Source organism: Streptomyces sp. NPDC025651 (assembly GCF_055558735.1).
On record NZ_JBVHLZ010000012.1, the window covers coordinates 202290 to 219556 of the forward strand.

18 protein-coding genes are annotated in these 17267 nt (G+C 71.4%); 7 read left to right on the top strand and 11 right to left on the bottom strand.

From position 1 onward, the window contains the following. The first annotated feature begins 18 nt into the window (after positions 1–18). On the top strand, positions 19–969 hold the full coding sequence (locus tag ACZ4D5_RS35260) for an NAD(P)-dependent oxidoreductase (protein WP_467776562.1): 951 nt from the start codon (positions 19–21) through the stop codon (positions 967–969). 100 nt (positions 970–1069) lie between these two features. Further along, complete coding sequence (locus ACZ4D5_RS35265; protein ID WP_467776563.1) at positions 1070–2545, top strand: peptidoglycan D,D-transpeptidase FtsI family protein; 1476 nt, start codon at positions 1070–1072, stop codon at positions 2543–2545. Between the two features lie 18 nt (positions 2546–2563). Here ACZ4D5_RS35265 and ACZ4D5_RS35270 read toward each other — a convergent pair whose 3' ends face one another. Next, a complete protein-coding gene (locus tag ACZ4D5_RS35270; RefSeq protein ID WP_467776564.1) occupies positions 2564–4735 on the bottom strand; it encodes a HelD family protein in 2172 nt (723 codons plus the stop codon). Positions 4736–4801: 66 nt separating this feature from the next. On the opposite strand from ACZ4D5_RS35270, the gene ACZ4D5_RS35275 reads away from it, so the two are divergent. Then, complete coding sequence (locus tag ACZ4D5_RS35275; RefSeq protein WP_467776565.1) at positions 4802–5461, top strand: TetR/AcrR family transcriptional regulator; 660 nt, start codon at positions 4802–4804, stop codon at positions 5459–5461. A 75-nt stretch (positions 5462–5536) separates the two neighbouring features. On the opposite strand, the gene ACZ4D5_RS35280 is transcribed toward ACZ4D5_RS35275, so the two are convergent. The 4 genes from ACZ4D5_RS35280 to ACZ4D5_RS35295 form a co-directional block, all read right to left on the bottom strand. Further along, positions 5537–6415: an ATP/GTP-binding protein gene (locus tag ACZ4D5_RS35280; RefSeq protein WP_467776566.1), complete on the bottom strand. Its 879-nt coding sequence runs from the start codon at positions 6413–6415 to the stop codon at positions 5537–5539. Between the two features lie 184 nt (positions 6416–6599). Further along, positions 6600–8432, bottom strand: coding sequence for an HAD-IA family hydrolase (locus tag ACZ4D5_RS35285; protein ID WP_467776567.1), 1833 nt, complete (start codon positions 8430–8432; stop codon positions 6600–6602). Positions 8433–8634: 202 nt separating this feature from the next. After that, positions 8635–9360: an HAD family hydrolase gene (locus tag ACZ4D5_RS35290; protein WP_467776568.1), complete on the bottom strand. Its 726-nt coding sequence runs from the start codon at positions 9358–9360 to the stop codon at positions 8635–8637. A 42-nt stretch (positions 9361–9402) separates the two neighbouring features. Next, complete coding sequence (locus ACZ4D5_RS35295) at positions 9403–10299, bottom strand: winged helix-turn-helix domain-containing protein (protein WP_467776642.1); 897 nt, start codon at positions 10297–10299, stop codon at positions 9403–9405. Between the two features lie 125 nt (positions 10300–10424). Here ACZ4D5_RS35295 and ACZ4D5_RS35300 point away from each other — a divergent pair, with 125 nt between their 5' ends. Then, positions 10425–10613, top strand: coding sequence for a hypothetical protein (locus tag ACZ4D5_RS35300; RefSeq protein WP_467776569.1), 189 nt, complete (start codon positions 10425–10427; stop codon positions 10611–10613). Positions 10614–10632: 19 nt separating this feature from the next. Here ACZ4D5_RS35300 and ACZ4D5_RS35305 read toward each other — a convergent pair whose 3' ends face one another. After that, a complete protein-coding gene (locus ACZ4D5_RS35305) occupies positions 10633–11544 on the bottom strand; it encodes a FadR/GntR family transcriptional regulator (RefSeq protein WP_467776570.1) in 912 nt (303 codons plus the stop codon). Between the two features lie 189 nt (positions 11545–11733). On the opposite strand from ACZ4D5_RS35305, the gene ACZ4D5_RS35310 reads away from it, so the two are divergent. Beyond that, on the top strand, positions 11734–11919 hold the full coding sequence (locus tag ACZ4D5_RS35310; RefSeq protein WP_467776571.1) for a hypothetical protein: 186 nt from the start codon (positions 11734–11736) through the stop codon (positions 11917–11919). A gap of 129 nt (positions 11920–12048) precedes the next feature. Here ACZ4D5_RS35310 and ACZ4D5_RS35315 read toward each other — a convergent pair whose 3' ends face one another. Beyond that, positions 12049–13305, bottom strand: coding sequence for a GNAT family N-acetyltransferase (locus tag ACZ4D5_RS35315; RefSeq protein WP_467776572.1), 1257 nt, complete (start codon positions 13303–13305; stop codon positions 12049–12051). 80 nt (positions 13306–13385) lie between these two features. After that, positions 13386–14024, bottom strand: a complete 639-nt coding sequence (locus ACZ4D5_RS35320) for an RsiG family protein (protein WP_467776573.1) — start codon at positions 14022–14024, stop codon at positions 13386–13388. A gap of 161 nt (positions 14025–14185) precedes the next feature. Here ACZ4D5_RS35320 and dtd point away from each other — a divergent pair, with 161 nt between their 5' ends. After that, positions 14186–14611, top strand: a complete 426-nt coding sequence (dtd, locus tag ACZ4D5_RS35325; RefSeq protein ID WP_467776574.1) for a D-aminoacyl-tRNA deacylase — start codon at positions 14186–14188, stop codon at positions 14609–14611. Positions 14612–14659: 48 nt separating this feature from the next. Here the strand turns inward: dtd and ygfZ are convergent, their stop codons facing one another. From ygfZ to ACZ4D5_RS35340, 3 genes are read right to left on the bottom strand one after another with little or no spacing between them, the layout of a single operon-like run. Further along, the gene (ygfZ, locus tag ACZ4D5_RS35330) at positions 14660–15625 is read right to left on the bottom strand and encodes a CAF17-like 4Fe-4S cluster assembly/insertion protein YgfZ (protein WP_467776575.1); all 966 of its coding nucleotides are present in this window, start codon (positions 15623–15625) and stop codon (positions 14660–14662) included. A gap of 34 nt (positions 15626–15659) precedes the next feature. Further along, a complete protein-coding gene (locus ACZ4D5_RS35335) occupies positions 15660–16106 on the bottom strand; it encodes a Fur family transcriptional regulator (protein WP_467776576.1) in 447 nt (148 codons plus the stop codon). A gap of 32 nt (positions 16107–16138) precedes the next feature. After that, on the bottom strand, positions 16139–16711 hold the full coding sequence (locus ACZ4D5_RS35340; protein WP_467776577.1) for a heme-binding beta-barrel domain-containing protein: 573 nt from the start codon (positions 16709–16711) through the stop codon (positions 16139–16141). 248 nt (positions 16712–16959) lie between these two features. On the opposite strand from ACZ4D5_RS35340, the gene ACZ4D5_RS35345 reads away from it, so the two are divergent. Beyond that, the gene (locus tag ACZ4D5_RS35345; RefSeq protein ID WP_467776578.1) at positions 16960–17220 is read left to right on the top strand and encodes a DUF3099 domain-containing protein; all 261 of its coding nucleotides are present in this window, start codon (positions 16960–16962) and stop codon (positions 17218–17220) included. The last annotated feature ends 47 nt before the right edge of the window (positions 17221–17267 follow it).

Consider the following 17267-nt stretch of genomic DNA (forward strand, 5'->3'; position numbering starts at 1 on the left):
GCTGCGAGCGTGATCCCCATGAACGCCACCACCGGCACGCACGCGAACGCCACCACCCGCACGGACGCGACCCCCGCCCCCAACGTGAACGCCACCCCCGTCACCGTCATCGGTCTGGGCCTCATGGGCTCCGCCCTCGCCGCCGCCCTCCTGGACCGCGGCCACCCCACCACCGTCTGGAACCGCTCCGCCGAGAAGGCGAAGCCCCTGGCCGACCGCGGCGCGCGGGTGGCCGCGGCCCCGGACCAGGCCGTCGCCGCGAGCGGTCTCGTCCTGGCCTGCGTCCTCGACCACGACGCCCTGCGCGCCGTCCTCGCCCCCGTCGCCGAGGCGGGAGGACTGAAGGGGAAGTCCCTGGTCAACCTCACGTCGGGATCGCCTGAGCAGGCCGACGAGATGGCGCGGTGGGCGGCCTCGCACGGCGCCGACTACCTCGACGGCGGCATCATGACGACCCCGCCGGGCGTCGGCAGCCCGGAGATGATGTTCCTCTACAGCGGCCCGGAGGCGGTCTTCGAGGCCCACCGCGCCACGCTCGCCGCGCTCGGCGACCCGCTGTACCTCGGCACGGAGCCGGGCCTCGCCTCGCTCTACGACGCCGCGCTGCTCGGCCTGATGTGGGCGGCGTTCACCGGCTGGCTGCACGGCACCGCCCTGGTGACCTCCGAGGGGGCGTCGGCCGAGGCGTTCACGCGGATCGCGCTGAGCTGGCTGAACGGCGCGGTCTCCGGGTTCGTCGCGACGTACGCGCCCCAGGTGGACGCCGGGCGCTATCCGGGCGACGACGCCACCGTCGACGTACAGATCGCGGCGATCGACCACCTGATCCACGCCGCGAAGGCACGGGGCGTCGACAACGCCCTGCCCGAGCTCCTGAGGGCGACGATGGAACGCACGGCCGCCGCGGGCCACGGGGGCGACAGCTACGCGAGCGTGATCGAGGTGCTGCGGGGCGCGCCCCCGCGCTAGACCAGGGGTCCGGAGATAGATCGCCGGATTAGCCCCCGCGCCGCCGCGGTAGCAGAGAGGATGGACCGGACCGATTCGCCGGCCCGGGGGGAGCCACTCCATGAACCGCCCACTGCGGCACATAGCCGTCTTCTGCGGGATCCTCACGCTCGCCCTGCTCCTGCGGGCGACGTGGGTGCAGTTCGCGGAGAACGACGAGCTGTCGAACCACAAGCAGAACCGCCGCGTGCAGATCGAGGCCTTCTCCCACCCGCGCGGCGACATCATCGTCGGCGGCAAGTCCATCACCGGCTCGAAGGAAACCCCGGGCTCCGACTTCAAGTACAAGCGGACCTTCAAGGAGGGCCCGATGTACGCGCCGGTGACGGGCTACTTCTCGCAGGCCCAGGGCGCCACCTTCCTGGAGGGCGTCCACAACGGCATCCTCAGCGGCAACGACGACCGCCTGTTCATCAAGCGCACCCTGGACATGCTGACCGGCAAGAAGCAGCAGGGCGGCGACGTCGTCACGACCATCGACCCCAAGGCGCAGAAGGCCGCCTACGACGGTCTGGTGAACCTGAACGCCAAGGGCGCGGTGGTCGCCCTCGACCCCCGCACCGGCAAGGTGCTCGCCCTGGCCAGCACTCCCTCGTACGACCCCTCGGTCTTCGCGGGCATCTCGTCCGACGAGGGCAAGAAGTTCGACGCGCTCGGCAAGCGCAAGGACAAGCCGCTCAACAACCGCGCGCTGCGCGAGATCTACCCGCCCGGCTCCACCTTCAAGATCCTCACCGCGGCCGCCGCCCTGGAGCACGGCGTGGTGACGGACGTGGACAAGCCGACCGGCGCCCCGACCCCGTACAAACTCCCCCTCAGCTCCACCCGCATCGGCAACGACGTGCCGGACTCCAACTGCGACAAGGTCTCCGTGAAGACCGGCATGCAGTGGTCCTGCAACAACGTCTTCCTCGACCTCGCGGACAAGCTCGGCACGGACAAGATGCGCGAGACGGCGGAGAAGTTCGGGTTCAACGAAGAGCAGTTCATCCCCGTGCGCGCGGTCGCCAGCAGCTACCCGGAGGAGCTCGACAAGCCGCAGACCGCGCTGACCGGCATGGGCCAGGGCAGCCTGACCAGCACGCCGCTGCAGATGGCGATGGTCACGGCGGGTCTCGCCAACAACGGCGAGGTCATGAAGCCCTACCTGGTCGAGGAGTTGCGCGGCCCCGACCTCACGACGATCGAGAAGGCCTCGCCCGACCCCCTGAACCAGGCCGTCTCCGAGAAGACCGCGAAGACCGTGCAGGCCATGATGGAGAACACCGTCGAGAACGGCACGGCGAACAAGGCGAAGATCGACGGCGTCACGGTCGGCGGCAAGACCGGCACCGCCCAGCACGGCGCGGACGTCAACGACGAGCGCCCGTACGCCTGGTTCGTCTCCTACGCCAAGAACGGCGACGGCGAGTCCCCCGTCGCCGTCGCCGTCTTCGTCGACCCCTCCGACATGGACATCGCGCGCTCGGAGATCGCGGGCGGCAAGCTGGGCGCGCCGATCGCGAAGGCGGTCATGGAGGCGGTCCTGGAGCGGTGACCGCTCCTCGGCGGCTCCTCACTCCTCCCACGGCAGCGCCCTGCCGTGCACCACGTCGAGCCGTGACACGGCGCGGGTCAGCACCACGTACAGCCGGTGCGGGCCGCGCTGTTCGGCCTCGACGATGTCGGCGGGCTCGACGGCGACGACGTGGTCGTACTCCAGGCCCTTGGCGACGGTGGCGGGCAGCAGGGTCACGCGCGCGCCGAGGTCGTCGGGCCCGGCGCTCTCGATGCCCGCGGCGTCCAGGGCGGCGCGCAGCCGGTCGACGCGGCGGTCGGCGGCGATGACGCCGATGGACCCTTCCCGTCCGAGCGCACCGCGTACGGCATCGACGACCGCGGCATCGACTCCGGCATCGACGTCGGCACCGGCACCGGCATCACCCGTCTCCGCCCTCCGGATCCGCAACTCCCCGTCGGCACGCAGGGATTCGGCGGGCGGCACGTCCACGTCGAGCCGCGCGAGCAGCCGGTTGGCGAGCCCGACGATGGCGCGCGGCACCCGGAACCCGGTGGTCAGCGGCGTCACCGTGGCGTCCGGCTTGCCGAGGTGACCGAGGAGGTCGGCCCAACTGCGGGCGGCCCAGGGGGTGGTGGCCTGCGCGAGGTCGCCGAGGACGGTGAGCGAGCCGAAGCCGGCGCGGCGCGCGATGGCGCGGCACTCCATGGGAGACAGGTCCTGCGCCTCGTCCACGACGATGTGCCCGTACCCCGCGGGCCGCTCCAGGAGCCCCGCCAGCTCGTCCAGCAGCACCAGATCGGCGGCGCTCCACTTCGCCGACTTGTACGAACGCGGCGGCTTGGCCCACAGGACGGCCCTCTGTTCGTCGGCGTCGAGGATGCCGTCGGCCGCGGCGGCCAGCGCCTCGGCGTCACCGAGGAGCCCGGCGAGCACCTCGTCGGCCCGGACGCGCGGCCAGGCGGCGTCGACGAACGCGCTGACGGGCCTGGCCCTGCCGATCTTCTGCAGCCAGGTGTTGTTCTGCGGCCCGGCCCTGCGCTCGGCCTGTTCCTGGATGGCCCGCACGGCCCTGACCCGCACGCGCTCGCGCCCGACGGCGTACGGCGGCTCCTCCTCGCGCACGTCCTCGATGATCCGCTCGAGATCGCCGAGCGACACGCGCCAGCGGTACGAACCGTCGGGCACCGCAAGGGAGTCGGCGGGCGGCGCGACACGGGAGTACAGGGCGCGGCGCAGCACCTCGGCCATCCGGGCGTCGTGCTTGACGACGGCGGCGGCCTCGTCGTCGACGGCGCGCACCGGGTGGCCGCCGACCTCGTCCCGCACGACGTCCCGCACGGTGGACTGCCGCACGCCGGTCTCGCCGAGCGAGGGGAGCACCTCGGCGATGTAGCGCAGGAAGGTGCGGTTGGGGCCGAGGATGAGGAGCCCGGAGCGCTGGACGCGCTGCTCGTAGGTGTAGAGCAGATAGGCGGCGCGGTGCAGCCCGACGGCGGTCTTGCCGGTGCCCGGGGCGCCCTGCACACAGACGGACACGGCGAGTTCACCGCGTACGAGGTCGTCCTGCTCGGGCTGGATGGTGGCGGCGATGTCGCGCATGGGGCCGACGCGGGGTCGCTCGATCTCTCCGGCGAGGATGCGGCTCTCCTGCGCGCCGGAGACCGGGCCCGCGCCCGCGCTGCCGCTGCCGCCGTTGGCGTCGCCGTCACCCAGGGACTCGTCCTCCATGCCGGTGAGGTCGGTGGACGCGCCCTTGCTGCCGGGCGCCCAGCCGAACCGGCGGCGGACGGCGACGCCTTGGGGATCGCGGACGCCTGCCTGGTAGAAGGCGCGGGAGACGGGGGCGCGCCAGTCGACGACGAGGGGCGGGGCGGAGGGGTGTTCGGTGACGCGGAGCCGCCCGATGTAGTAGCGCTGCCCGCGGTGGTCGCCCGCGTCCTCGGCCGCGGCCCCGTCGGCGGCGAAGTCGAGGCGCCCGAAGAAGAGGGGCGCTTCGGGGAGCTCGCGCATGGCCTTGGCGTGGCTGCGGAACTCGTAGCCGAGCACTTCGGCGTCGGCACCGGACGCGGACACGTCCGCTCCTCCGACAACCCGCTCCTCCGCTCCTTCGACCATGCCGGCGAGGGCCGCGCGGCAGGCGTCGTGGTAGCTGCGTTCCTGGGCGAGGCCGGGGAGCGGCGAATCGGGCGTCGAGTCGGGCGTCGTCGCGTCGGGTGTCGTCGTCATGCGTTCCACGATAATGTAACCGAGTTAAATTTTTAACCAGGTATCGACGAGCGTTAGACTGCGGCCATGACCACGCCGACCACGCCGACCACACCCAGCAGCGCCCCCGGACTGCGCGCACGCAAGAAGGCCCGCCGCTACGAGTCGATCTCCGAGACGGCGATCGCGCTGTTCCTGGAGAAGGGGTTCGAGAAGGTCTCGGTGGCGGAGGTGGCGGCGGCGGCCGAGGTCTCCAAGCCGACCCTGTTCCGCTACTTCGCGTCGAAGGAGGACCTGGTCCTGCACCGCTTCGCCGACCACGAGGACGAGGCGGCCCGCGTGGTCACCGCCCGCCCGGAGAAGCGCGCCGCGCTCGACGCCCTGCAGCGCAACTTCCTCGACGGCCTGGAGCGCCGCGACCCGGTGACGGGCCTCAACGACGCCGAAGGAGTCCTCGCCTTCCACCGCCTCCTCTACGGCACGCCCTCCCTGCTGGCCCGCCTCTACGGCTACCAGGACCGCTCCGAACAGGCCCTGGCCGCCGCCCTGGTGGACGCCCACGGCGGCAACACCCTGGAGGCCCGCCTGGCCGCGGGCCAGATCATCGCCGTACAGCGGATCCTGGCCGAGGAGAACTGGCGCCGCATCGCGGCGGGCGAGACGGCGGACGAGGTCTGGCCGGACGCGACGGCATCGGCGAACAGGGCCTTCGGCCAACTGCGTTCGGGCCTGTCGCGCTACGCGTGAGGGGGCCCGAGACCCCGCCCCCCTTCGCGGACCACCGGCCGGCGCCCCAGGCCGTCGAGGTCCCGCCGGTCCGCTTCAGGGCGCCGCCCCGGCCGCGGGCAGCGGTGAGGCCACGCGCCACAGGGTGTCGAAGAAGTCCTGCCGCTGAGTGACCTTCTCGCGCCCCGCGGCCCCCGATTCGGAGCGCCAGCGCGTGAGGACCGCGTGGTACCCCATGAGGTCGAGGACCTGCCGCTCCGGGGGCGTCCTCGCGGGCCGCTGCTCGACCTTGTCGTAGATGCCGTCGAACAGCTCCTCGCCGTTGATCAGGCAGAACTTCAGCTGCGGCGTGATGAGCAACACCCTGAACTGCACGTCGAGCTCGGCCCGTTCGCCCTGCCGCAGCCGCCGGGCGAGGGCCTGCATGTCGTACGCGTAGTCCTGGACCTTGCGCAGCAGATCGTCGCGGAACCCCGGGTCGTCCACGGCCTTGCCCCGCCCGTCGAGCATGCCGGGTATCGCCATCGGCGCCGTGAAGTCCGGCACGAGGATCCGCAGGCTCACCTCGCGCCGCGAGCCGTCCTCCAGGGCCTCCAGGCTGCGGCTGATCGGGTACAGCACGGTCTCGCCGGTGAAGCCGATGGCGTCGATCCGTACCGGCCTGCCCTTCTTCGCCTGCAGGGCCCGGTCGAAGTACCGCCCCAGGTCGGCGGTCTGCACCTCGTCCCTGACCTCGGGCCGCAGGGCGTCGTTCAGGCGCCGCACCTCGGTGTAGAGGACGTACCCGACCAGGCTGAGGACGGCGCCGCCCAGATAGGCCTTGCCCTCCAAGGCGTCCCCCACCGGCTGCACGAACTGTGCGACGAGCCCGAGGACGAACACGGCGAGCAGCAGCGCCTTGGTCACGGCGCTCTCCGCGTTCGCCCAGCGCTCCGCGGCCCGCTCCCGTGCCGTACGCCGACCGCTCGCTGCCACCAAACCTCCCTGGTTCCCGGCGAGTTGGGCAGAGCACCCCACAGCGAGGCCATGGTGCCGCGCGCCGCACCGATCAGGAAGAGCGCGGACAGATCAGCGGCACGGAGCAGTCGGCCGAAGCAGTCGATCGGATCAGTCGGCCGAATGAGTCGAACGAATCAGACGACCGGATCAGTCGAACGAATCAGTCGATCGGATCAGCGGGCGCGGCCCCCAGGAGCCCGAGCAGCGGCCCCAGGCCGGGGACGACCAGCTCGGCCCCCGCCCTCCGCAGCAGCCCGGCCTTGCGGTCGTCGCGGGCGTATCCGACGAAGAGGACCTTCGCGTCCCGCGCGGCCGCCAGGTCCGTCGCCGTGTCGCCGATCATGAACGCGTCGGCGGGTTCGGCGCCGAGACCGTGCAGCGCCCGCTCCAGGCTGTCGGGGTGGGGCTTGAGGAGGCCCGGCCTGTCCGTACGTCCGTAGAGATGCGGCCCGAAGGCGTCGGTCAGGCCGTGCCGATGGAGGTAGGCGGCGACGGCACGCGGCGAGTTGTTGGTGACCACGGCGATCCGCGCGCCGCGCGCCCGCAGCTCGCGGATGAGCCGATGGGCGCCGGGGGTCGGGGGTGCCGAGTGCGTCGCGGCGACCTCGCCCGCCGTGAGGAGCTCCTCGCACTCGGCGACCAGGTCGCCGCCGGGGAACGCGCGGTCCATGGCGCGCAGCACGACGTGCGGGTCGATCGACCGCTCCTCCTCCGGCGTGAGGACGCCCTGGACGCCGCGCTGCCGCGCGAGCTCCCTGAGGCCGTCGGCGACCTTCAGTGACGACCCGTCCGGGAAGAGCCGGCAGATGGGGCCGTCGAAGTCGAAGAGCACGCAGCTGTCGGCGGGCGCCTTCAACAGGGCCGCCACACCGGCCAGTTCCCGTTCTCCGGTTTCCGTCACGTCTGGTGCCACGGGACCCCATTCGTCAGCGTCGTCGGCGGTGTCGCGCGCCCCGCGCACCACTCCTTCGCCCAGCGCGCGGCCGAACGGGCCCTCGAACCAGTCGCGCAGGGCCCGCTCCGCCAGGCCCTCGTCGGGCACTTCGTCCAGCTTCAGGGGTTCGGCCGCGCGCCGCAATGCCCGGCAGACCCGCACGGCCGCGCCCGCGTAGTCGGCGCGGTCGGGCTCCCCCGGCAGCGCGGTCAGGTCGAGCGCGGCGCGCATGATGTCCGGGAAGACGGACTGCGCGTACTCGAAGTCCAGGTAAACGGGCAGGTCGGTGTCGAGCCCGTCCGCCATGTCGCCGTGTCCGGCCCGCTCCATGGCGTCGGCCCACAGCTCCTTCATCAGGGTCTGCTCGTCCTTCTCGTAGTCCATGCGTACGAGATGGGTGGCGAGGTCGTGGAGGGGGTCGCCGTACATCGCCAACTCCCAGTCGATCACCGCGAGTTGCTGCCGGTCGACGACGACGTTGGCGCGGTGGACGTCGGTGTGGAGGAGGCAGAAGGGCCGGCGCTTCAGCGGCGGGCGGCCCGGGTCGTCCCGGAAGGCCGTCATGACGTCCGGGTGAAGGCCCACGGCCGTGAAGAGTTCGTGGAACCGCCAGCGGTTGGGTCGGTGCACCCGGTTCTCGGTGAAGCCGATCAGCCAGTCGAGGAACTCCTGGCTCTGCCGGTCCTCGGGCCAGTCGGCGGGTCTGGGCGGCAGCTCCCGCGCGGGCACCGCCGCCGTCCTGGCGAAGAAGTCCGCGAACAGGCGCAGCATCGGCTCGCCGACGCGCCCTTCGGGCTGCAGCTCGGAGAGCGCCGTGCCCGCCCGGTAGGAGTGCAGCGACCAGTCCCCGAAGTCCCGGAAGCAGCGGGGGACTTGCTTGAGGTGCCGGCTCACCACCGCGAGCACCTCGGTCTCGCTCGGCCAGATGCGCGGCACCACCTCCACCGCCTCGCGGGGCATCCGGCACTTGACCCGGGCCCGGAACGGCATGGTGTGCAGCAGCAAGGCCAGGGACCAGCCGAGCGGCACGACGTAGTTGATGTTGTGGTGACCTGCCACGACCTGACGGTCCGGGTGGTCCCTGTGCGAGTCGGCGAGGCGTCGGATCCACGACTCTCGGCGCCCGCTCTTCGGCGCCTCGTGGGGGGAGCGAGGCGGAGGTGACGGCATGAGCGCAGAGGGTATCCCCTGGACGGAACCGTTCCTGCCCGATGCCAGGATGTGGACACCGGCGCGCCGTTTGCCGCCGCTGCCTGCCGCTTTACTGCGCCTTATTTTTTCCTGCGGCGTATACGACCTTCAGGACCGGATCCAGCGTCGAGACCAGATGCTTCGCGCCCGCGCTGTGCAGCAGGCCGGCTTTGCGCGGGTTGCGCGCGTAACCCAGGAAGCCCACTCCCGCCCGCCGGGCCGCCGCGAAGTCCGACGGTGCGTCGCCGATCATCAGGGTGAGGGCGGGGTCGGCCCCCATGGCGCTGAGCGCGCGGTGCACGCAGTGCGGGTCGGGCTTGAGCAGACGCAGGTCCTTGGTGCGGCCGTAGAGGTGCGGGGCGAAGCACTCCAGGAGGCCGCGCGAGGTGAGGTAACGGCTCACCGCGCGCGGGGCGTTGTTGGTGGTGACGGCCAGCCTGGCGCCGGTCGCCCACCAGGTGCGGATCAGCGGGTCGACGTACGCCGTCGGCCGGGCGGACGCCACGGCGTCCACCTCCTGCCGCGTGAGCCATCGCTCCAGTTCCTCGATCAGATCGCTGCGGGGGTGCCTGCGGTCCACGGCGCGCAGCACCACGTAGGGGTCGGGTTCCTCCCGCTCCTCGGCGGTGAGCAGGCCGTGCAGGCCGCGTTCCGCCAGCCACCGGACCAGGTCCTTCGCCACGCTGTCGGCGGGGCGGCCGGCGAAGAGGCGGCACACGGGCCCGTCGAAGTCGAAGAGCACGAAACGAACAGGCTCGATCAGATTGCGTAGCCTTTCGTGCTCTTCATTGACCATCTCGGGCCATACTGCGTCGGATTGCGTCGAGTCAGGGGTCACCTAAGAGAGTGTCAGGTCCGTGGTGATGGTTGCCCAGAGTGCGTCGAACCACTTCTGCGACTCGTCGACGAACATGACGTCACGCGGCGCCGCGGCCGCCTTCTCGAAGGAGAACAGGAGTGCCTTGACGCCTCCCGCGTCATAGACGGTCGCGCTGCCGCCGTCGGTGTCCAGCTCCACCTGCTGTTCGTCCAGCGTGTAGTAGGCGAGGAGCGCCTCGCGGCCGTTCAGCAGGTAGAGCTTGACCGGGGTGGTGAACGGCAGCGCGCGGAAGGTCACGTGGACGTCGATGCCGTGCGAGGCCCGCAGCGCGCGGAGGTTGTGGCGCAGCACCTGCCCCTGCGCGTTCCGCTGGGCGAGCCAGCGCTGGTGGAGCAGCCCCCTGCTCTCCGCGTCGGGGGCGATCGGCACCGGAAAGGCCAGCTCGATGTCGCTGCTGGGCAGCAGGATGCGCACGTCGATCGACTCCGGCCTGATCCGCCCCTCGTGGATCAGGCGCACCGGTTCACCGAGCGCGATCATCAGTGTCTCCGCGGTGTACGAGACCACGTCGATCCGCACCCGTTGCTCCGCGAACGCCGCCGCGAGGCGCGGTGCCAGCGCGACCATGGACGGCTGGGGCTCCTTGCCCACCGGCGCCGCCCCCGCCTGAGCCACCCGCGGCGGACTCCCCTTGCTGACGTTGGACAGGAGACCTTCGCTCTGGAGCTTCTTCATCGCCTGGCGTACGGCGCCGCGTTCGACGCCGAACTCCTCCGCCAGTTCGGCCTGGGTCGGCAGGCGGTCTCCCGCTTTGAGTTCGCCCGCCCGGATGCGGTCGCGGAGGGTGTCGGCGATGTCCTGAGGTGTGAGTTTTCTGCTGCCGTTCACTGCAACGTTCTCCTGGGTCACGACCAGACGATACAACTGACCGCCATCTCGCGGGAGTTGATGGGAAGTTGTTTATGCACTCACACCAAGTGGGGACAACTTAAGCAGAGTTGGTTGCCAACTTACTCAAGATGGCAGAAGGAGGAACCACCATGCCCGCCCTAGCCCTCCTCGCCGCCGTGGTCGCCGTCACCGTCGAACAGCTCGTGCAGTGGAAGTACGGCCCGATGGGCATCATCGGTCTCCTCCTGCTGACCATCGGCGTCAAGGCGAAGAGCCCCACGTGCAGTTCCGTCGGCGCCGTCGTCCTCGCCCTGATGGTGACAGGCCCGGCCATCTGACCGAGCCGGCGGCCGGGCCTCAGCCCGCCGCCAGCTCCAGGTCCCGACTGATCGTGTTCCAGAGGGCGTTGAACCACAGGTGGGACTGCTCCACGAACGTCGTGTCCCGCAGCCCGTCCCCCTGCTGGAACGGAAAGAGCATCGACTGCGCGCCCTGCGCGTCGTACATCTCCAGGGACGCCTGCCCGATCTCCTCGTTCCGCTTGCTGAGCGTGTAGTACGCGAAGAGCGCCTCCGAGCCGTTGATCAGGTACAGCTTCACCGGCGGCGTGAACGGCAGCGCGCGGAACTGCACCGACACGTCGATGCCGTGCGAGGCCCGCAGCGCGAGGAGGTTGTGGCGCAGCACCTGCCCTTGCGCGTTGCGCTGGTCGAGCCAGCGCCGGTGGACCTGGTTGCCCTCGTCGTCCCCGCCGTCGACCGGCGCGGGGAAGGCCAGGTCTATGTCGCGGCTCGGCAGCAGCACCCGGACGTCGACCTTGGCCGGTTTCCGCTGCCCGGCGTGGATCTGCCGCAGCGGTTCGCCGATCGCCATGGTGAGGGAGATGGACGTGAGACAGAGCGCGTCTATCTCCACGTGCGGCGATTCGAAGGCCGCCGCGATGCGCGGGGCCAGGCCGACCATCGTGGGCTGCGGACGCACCTCGCCGGGGCCCGCGAGCGCACGCTCCGAGGCCTCCGCGACCGTGGCCGGGCTGCCCTTGGACACATTGGACAGCAGATGCTCGCGATGCAGGATGCGCAGCGCCTCGCGCACCGCCCCGCGCTCCACACCGAACTCGTCGGCCAGCTCGGCCTGCGTGGGCATGCGCTGACCCGCACGCAGCGCACCGGACCTGATCCGGTCGCGCAGCACGTCGGCGACTTCGCGGTGGGACCGCTGCGACCTCTTGCGCCCGTTGACGGCGACATGTTCCGTGCTCACAACCAAACAGTACAACTTCGCGCCATCTTAGGGGAGTTGCAGGAAAGGTGGTTATGAGTCGACTCCCAGCGGAGATAAGTCAGTTGAAGTTGGTAGCCAACTTTGGCGACATGGTCAGACCCTCCCGGGGTTGGCCACCACCAGTTGGCCACCGGCCAACGGGGTCCGCCGCCCCGATCCCGAAGGAGGAACGCCATGCCGCTCATCGCCATCGTCGTCGCCGCCCTCGCCATCGGTTTCGAGCAGCTCATCCAGTGGAAGTACGGACCGCTCGGCATCGTCGCCTTCGTCCTGCTGACCGTTGGGATCAAGGCCAAGAACACCAAGCTCAGCGGCCTCGGGGCCGGACTGCTCGTCCTGCTTCTCGCCCAGTCGGGCTGACAGGTCGGGCTGGCCGGGCTCCCATCCGGAGGGGAGCCGGGAGTCCGGTCAGCCGTCTCCAACCGAGCCCCGGCTCCCGGCTACGGGGGAGCCGGGGCTCGCCCACGCCTCCCGGCCCGAGCGTTCGGATCAGAAGAGGTCCGGGCACCAAGGGCGCCTCGCCGTACGGAACACCCCTTCCGCCACCGCCGCGGCCCCCGCCCGCTCCTCCGCCACCTTGCCCAGCGCCACGAGCCGCGCCACGGACGCGTCTCCCAGCCACAGCGCCCCCAACTCCCGTACGTCGAGGACGAGATCGGCGGCTCCGGAGGTCGGCGCGCAGGAGGCCCCCTGCGGCGTCGCGTCGAGGCGGAAGCGCCCGCCGGCGAGCCCCGCACCGTCGACGACCTCCAGGACGAGCGACCCCGCCCCGCCGTACGTACGCGACTCAAGGGCCCGTACGACATCCAGGATCCGCAGCCAGAGCCAGTCCGCGTGCCCGACGACCTTGGCGGCGCGCGGGTCGGGCAGGAGATCAGGGAGCAGGTCGTCCGGGGCGAGCCAGCCGGTCCTGACCGCGAGGACCTTGTCGATCGCGCAGAGGTAGTGCCACAGGGCGCGCTCGGCCGCGGGCGTCGCGGCGGTCGTCGACAGCACGCTCAAGGTGTTCTGCGGCAGCCGCGAGCCGCCCCACTGGTCCTCCGTGGTGCGGTACGCGACCAAGCCGTCGACGCGGCCCGACGCATCGCGGTAGAGGGCGTAGAAGGGCTCCTGCCACGGGTATTCGGGGGTGGCCTGCTCACCGGTGTTGCGCAGCCACCACTCCTCGGGGCGGTCGATCGCGCCGTGCCGCGCGGACCGGAACCGCTCGTGCAGCTCGGGCCCCAGCTTGCGCACCTCGGAGCCGTCGACGAGGTCGATGCGGGCGCCGGCCTCCCCGGGCCCCGACCAGCGCGGGTCGAGCCCCGAGCGCGCCACGTCGATCTCCCACTCGGTGACGTGGGTCGCGGGCCCGAAGCCGTACCTGCCGTAGATCGCGTACTCGGCGGAGACGAGCGTGGCCACGACGTCGCCGCGCTCCTTCGCCGCGGCGAGGTCGGCGGCCATCATGCGGGTCAGGATGGAGCGGCGGCGGTGCGTGGGGGCGACGGTGACCCCGGAGATCGCGTCCGCGGGGACGAACGCGCCGCCCACCGCGGTGATTTCCTGCGGGAAGGACCGGAAGGTGCCCACGCAGCGCCCGCGGTCGAAGGCGCCCTGGGTGCGGGTGAGATCGGCGCGGGCCCGGAAGTTGGCCACGGCCTCGTCCGACATGGCGGGCAGCGGCCTGAGGAACCCGGTGTTGACGGCCCGCTGCCAGGCGGGCAACTCGGCGTCGGACACGGCTCTTACGTCGACATCGCTCATGTCCGCACGCTAGGCACAGGCGGCGGGGTCCCGCACATGGGTTTCCGCCCCGCCCCCGCCACGCGTCACGTCACGTCACGTCACGTCAGCAGGTCGTCGACCTGCGCCTCGCCCTCGCGGTACCGCCGCGCGATCTCCGCGCTGCAGTCGTCCGTGGTCCGCTGCAGCAGCTGGCGGCGCCTCGACACCTGCTGTTCGAAGCGCACGAGGCGGCCCATGGCCGTGTGCAGCTCCTCGTCCGTGCGCGCCGCCAGGTCCGAGAGCTCGACCTCGGCGAGCATCTCCGTGGCGAGCAGGCGGTACTCCTCGCTGTGCGGGGTGCCGAGCGTGACGTGCCGGGCCGAGGAGCGGTGCCGGGCCGGGGCATCCGTGAGGATCTGCGGGAGCCGGTCCACGAGCGGCGCCTCCGGCTCGGGCGCCGGCGGATGCGGCTCCCTGCGGCGCGCGATCTCGGCCCGCAGGATGTCGATGCGCCCCTGCAGAAGGCGCCGCACATAGCTGAGGTCGGCCTCGTCCTGCTGCGCGGCCCTGCGCACCTCCCGCAGCTCGGGCAGGCGCAGCGCGGCCAGGTCGTGCCGGGGCACGTCGGGCAGCAGCCGCTCGGCGACGCCCTGCTCGGCGGCGCGCTGCTCGCCCGTGCGCTGCGCGGGCGGACGCGGAACCGGCGTACGGCGCAGCGAGATACGGCCGGGCGACTGCCCGGTGCTTGGTGTACTCATGTGGCTCTACCCGTCCCCTCGACCGGCCGGCGCGGAGCACCGCGTGTGAGCATCGTGCCACCCCGAGTGGCCGCTATGTGAATGAGTGCCCGGAATCGGCCCCAGATGGGGGGATCGGAGGCATGTCCCGGGCGCCGTGCGCGGCACGGCATGATGGCCGTATGCGAGCAGTGGTGCAGAGGGTCGACGGCGCGAGCGTCGTCGTCGAGGGCGAGACCGTGGGCGAGATCAGCGGCGAGGGCCTGTGCGTCCTGGTGGGCGTCACGCACGACGACACCAAGGAGAAGGCGGCCCAACTGGCCCGCAAGCTCTGGTCGTTGAGGATGCTGGCCGACGAGAGGTCGTGCAGCGACGTCGACGCGCCGCTCCTGGTCATCAGCCAGTTCACGCTCTACGGAGACGCCCGCAAGGGCCGCCGCCCCACCTGGAACGCGGCGGCACCCGGCGATGTCGCCGAACCCCTGGTCGACGAGGTGGTCGCCCACCTGCGCTCCCTGGGCGCGACGGTGGCGACGGGCCGCTTCGGGGCGCAGATGCGGGTGGGGCTGACGAACGACGGCCCGTTCACGGTGCTTCTGGAGATGTGATCCCCGGGCTCCGGGAGATGTGACCTCCCGGGCTTCGGACGGGCCCCGTCAGGGCTCGACCACGACCTCCTGCGCCGCCGCGGTGTCCCCGGCGATCAGCTCCGCGTCCACCGGCACGTTCCGCTTGACCAGCGCGAGGGCGATCGGGCCGAGCTCGTGGTGGCGTACGGCGGTCGTGATGAACCCGAGCTTGCGGCCCTCGGCGCCCTCGCTCGCGAGGTGGACCGGGGTGCCCGCGACCGGCAGGTGCACCTCGCTGCCGTCCAGGTGCAGGAAGACCAGGCGGCGCGGGGGCTTGCCCAGGTTCTGGACGCGGGCGACGGTCTCCTGCCCGCGGTAGCAGCCCTTCTGCAGGTGCACCGCGGTGCCGATCCAGCCCAGCTCGTGCGGGATGGTGCGGTGGTCGGTCTCGAAGCCGAGCCGCGGCCTGTGGGCCTCCACGCGCAGCGCCTCGTACGCGAGGAGGCCTGCCGCGGGGCCGTTGTCCGCCGCGTACGCCTCCAGGTCGGCGCGCGGCAGGAAGAGGTCGCGGCCGTGGGCCGTCTCGCGCACCGCGACGCCCTCGGGGGCCGGGGCGATGGATCCGGCGGGCAGATGGACGACGGCGAACTCCTCCGTTCGGTCGGCGACTTCCACGCGGTAGAAGAACTTCATGCTCTCCAGGTACGCGATGAGGGCGTCCTGGGAGCCGGGCTCGACGTGCGCCCAGACGGTCTCGCCGTCGTCGACGAGGGCGAGGTGGTGCTCGATGTGGCCGTTGGCGGAGAGGATCAGCGCTTCGGTGGCCTGGTGCGCGGGCAGCTCGCTGACGTGCTGGGTGAGCAGCAGGTGCAGCCAGCTCAGCCGGTCGGAGCCGGTGACGGTGACCACGCCGCGGTGCGAGAGGTCGACGAAACCGGTGCCGTCGGCGAGGGCGCGCTGCTCGCGGAACAGTTCGCCGTAGTGGGCGGCGACGCCTTCGTCCACGCCCTCGGCGGGGACGGCGCCGGGCAGGGACAGCAGGGGGCTCTTCATGTTCACAAAGACTACGACCAGCGGGGCGCGGCTTTTATTTCTGGGCGCCCTTGTCTGCCCTCGCCTGCCCGCCGCACTTGCCGCACTGCCCGAAGATCGCGAAGTGCTTCAGGTCGGTGTCGAAGCCGAAGGTCTCGCGCAGCTTGGCGGTGAAGTCCGCCGCGATCTCCGTGTCGGCCTCGATGACGTCCGTGCAGTCGCGGCAGACGAGGTGGATGTGGTGGTGCCGGTCCGCCAGGTGGTACGTCGGGGCGCCGTGCCCGAGGTGGGCGTGCGAGACGAGGCCCAGCTCCTCCAGGAGCTCCAGGGTGCGGTACACCGTGGAAATGTTGACCCCCGACGCCGTCTTCCGCACTTCGCAGAGGATGTCGTCGGGGGTCGCGTGCTCAAGGGTGTCGACGGCTTCGAGGACAAGCTGACGCTGCGGGGTCAGGCGGTAGCCGCGCTGCCGCAGGTCGCTCTTCCAGTCGGTGCTCACCACACCTCAGAGTCTAGGCCCAACCGGGCGGGGGCCTACTTGAAGAAGGCGATGCCGTCGTCCGGCAGATCACCGAGGTTCCGCGCCATGTCGGCGACCTCCTCGGGCGTGACGACCTTCTTCAGCTGGGCCGACATGTACGGCCGCAGCGGCACCTCGGGGGTCTGCTTCTCGCCGACCCACATCAGGTCGCCCTTCACGTAGCCGTAGAGCCGCTTGCCGCCGGTGTAGGGGCCGGAGGCGGCGGTGCGCGCCACGGCGTCCGTGACCAGGTCGATCTGCGGCTTCTGGTCGGCCAGCTCGCCGTACCAGACCTCGACGACGCCGTCGTCGCGGACCATCACGACCTCGACCTTGCGGTCCTTGTCGACGCGCCAGAACCCGGACTCGCTCTCCAGGGGCTTCACCTTGTTGCCCTCGGAGTCGAGCACCCAGGTGTACGAGCGGTACTCGATGAAGTCCCGCCCGTCGTGCGTGAAGGAGACCTCCTGGCCGAAATTCGCCTTCTCGGCGCCGGGGAAGTCGGTGACGCCCGCACCCGCCCAGTTGCCGAGGAGGAAGGCGAGGGGGACGAGGGAGGGGTTCAGGTCGGACGGAATCTCGATCATGGGAAGCTCAGCTCAGGCGATCTGTGGAGGTGGCGGTTGTCAGCGCTGGCCCTGGTACAGCTTCTTCACGGTGAGCCCGGCGAAGGCGAGAACGCCGACGCAGACAAGAACCAGCAGGGCGGAGAAGAAGGCCTCAAGCACGGGGTGCTCCTCGGTGAGCTGTTGGGGCAGGTATCAGAGCCGGTCCCACTGTAGTCGGGCGGCGCCCGTCCCTCTCTGTGAGGGGCCTTACGGCGTACGCTGGACGTATGTACGCGCGCAGGCGTCATGTGTACTTCGCCATGATGGGGACCTGCGTCGGCCTCTTCGTCCTGGCCTGGGGCGTCGTACGGCTCTGGTCGGTCCCCGTCGCCGTCGGGATGTGCGTCGTGGCGATGGTGATCCCGCCGCTGGCCGCGATGGCGGCGAACCGGCGGGGGCCCGAGGACCGCTGGTGGGACGACCCGAGCGGGGACCCGAAGTCCGACGAGTGGTGGGACGAGCTGGACGGCAGACGGCGCCACCCGTAGGCAGCCGAAGGGCCGCACCCCGTCCAGTGGCGTCCAACCCCCTGGGG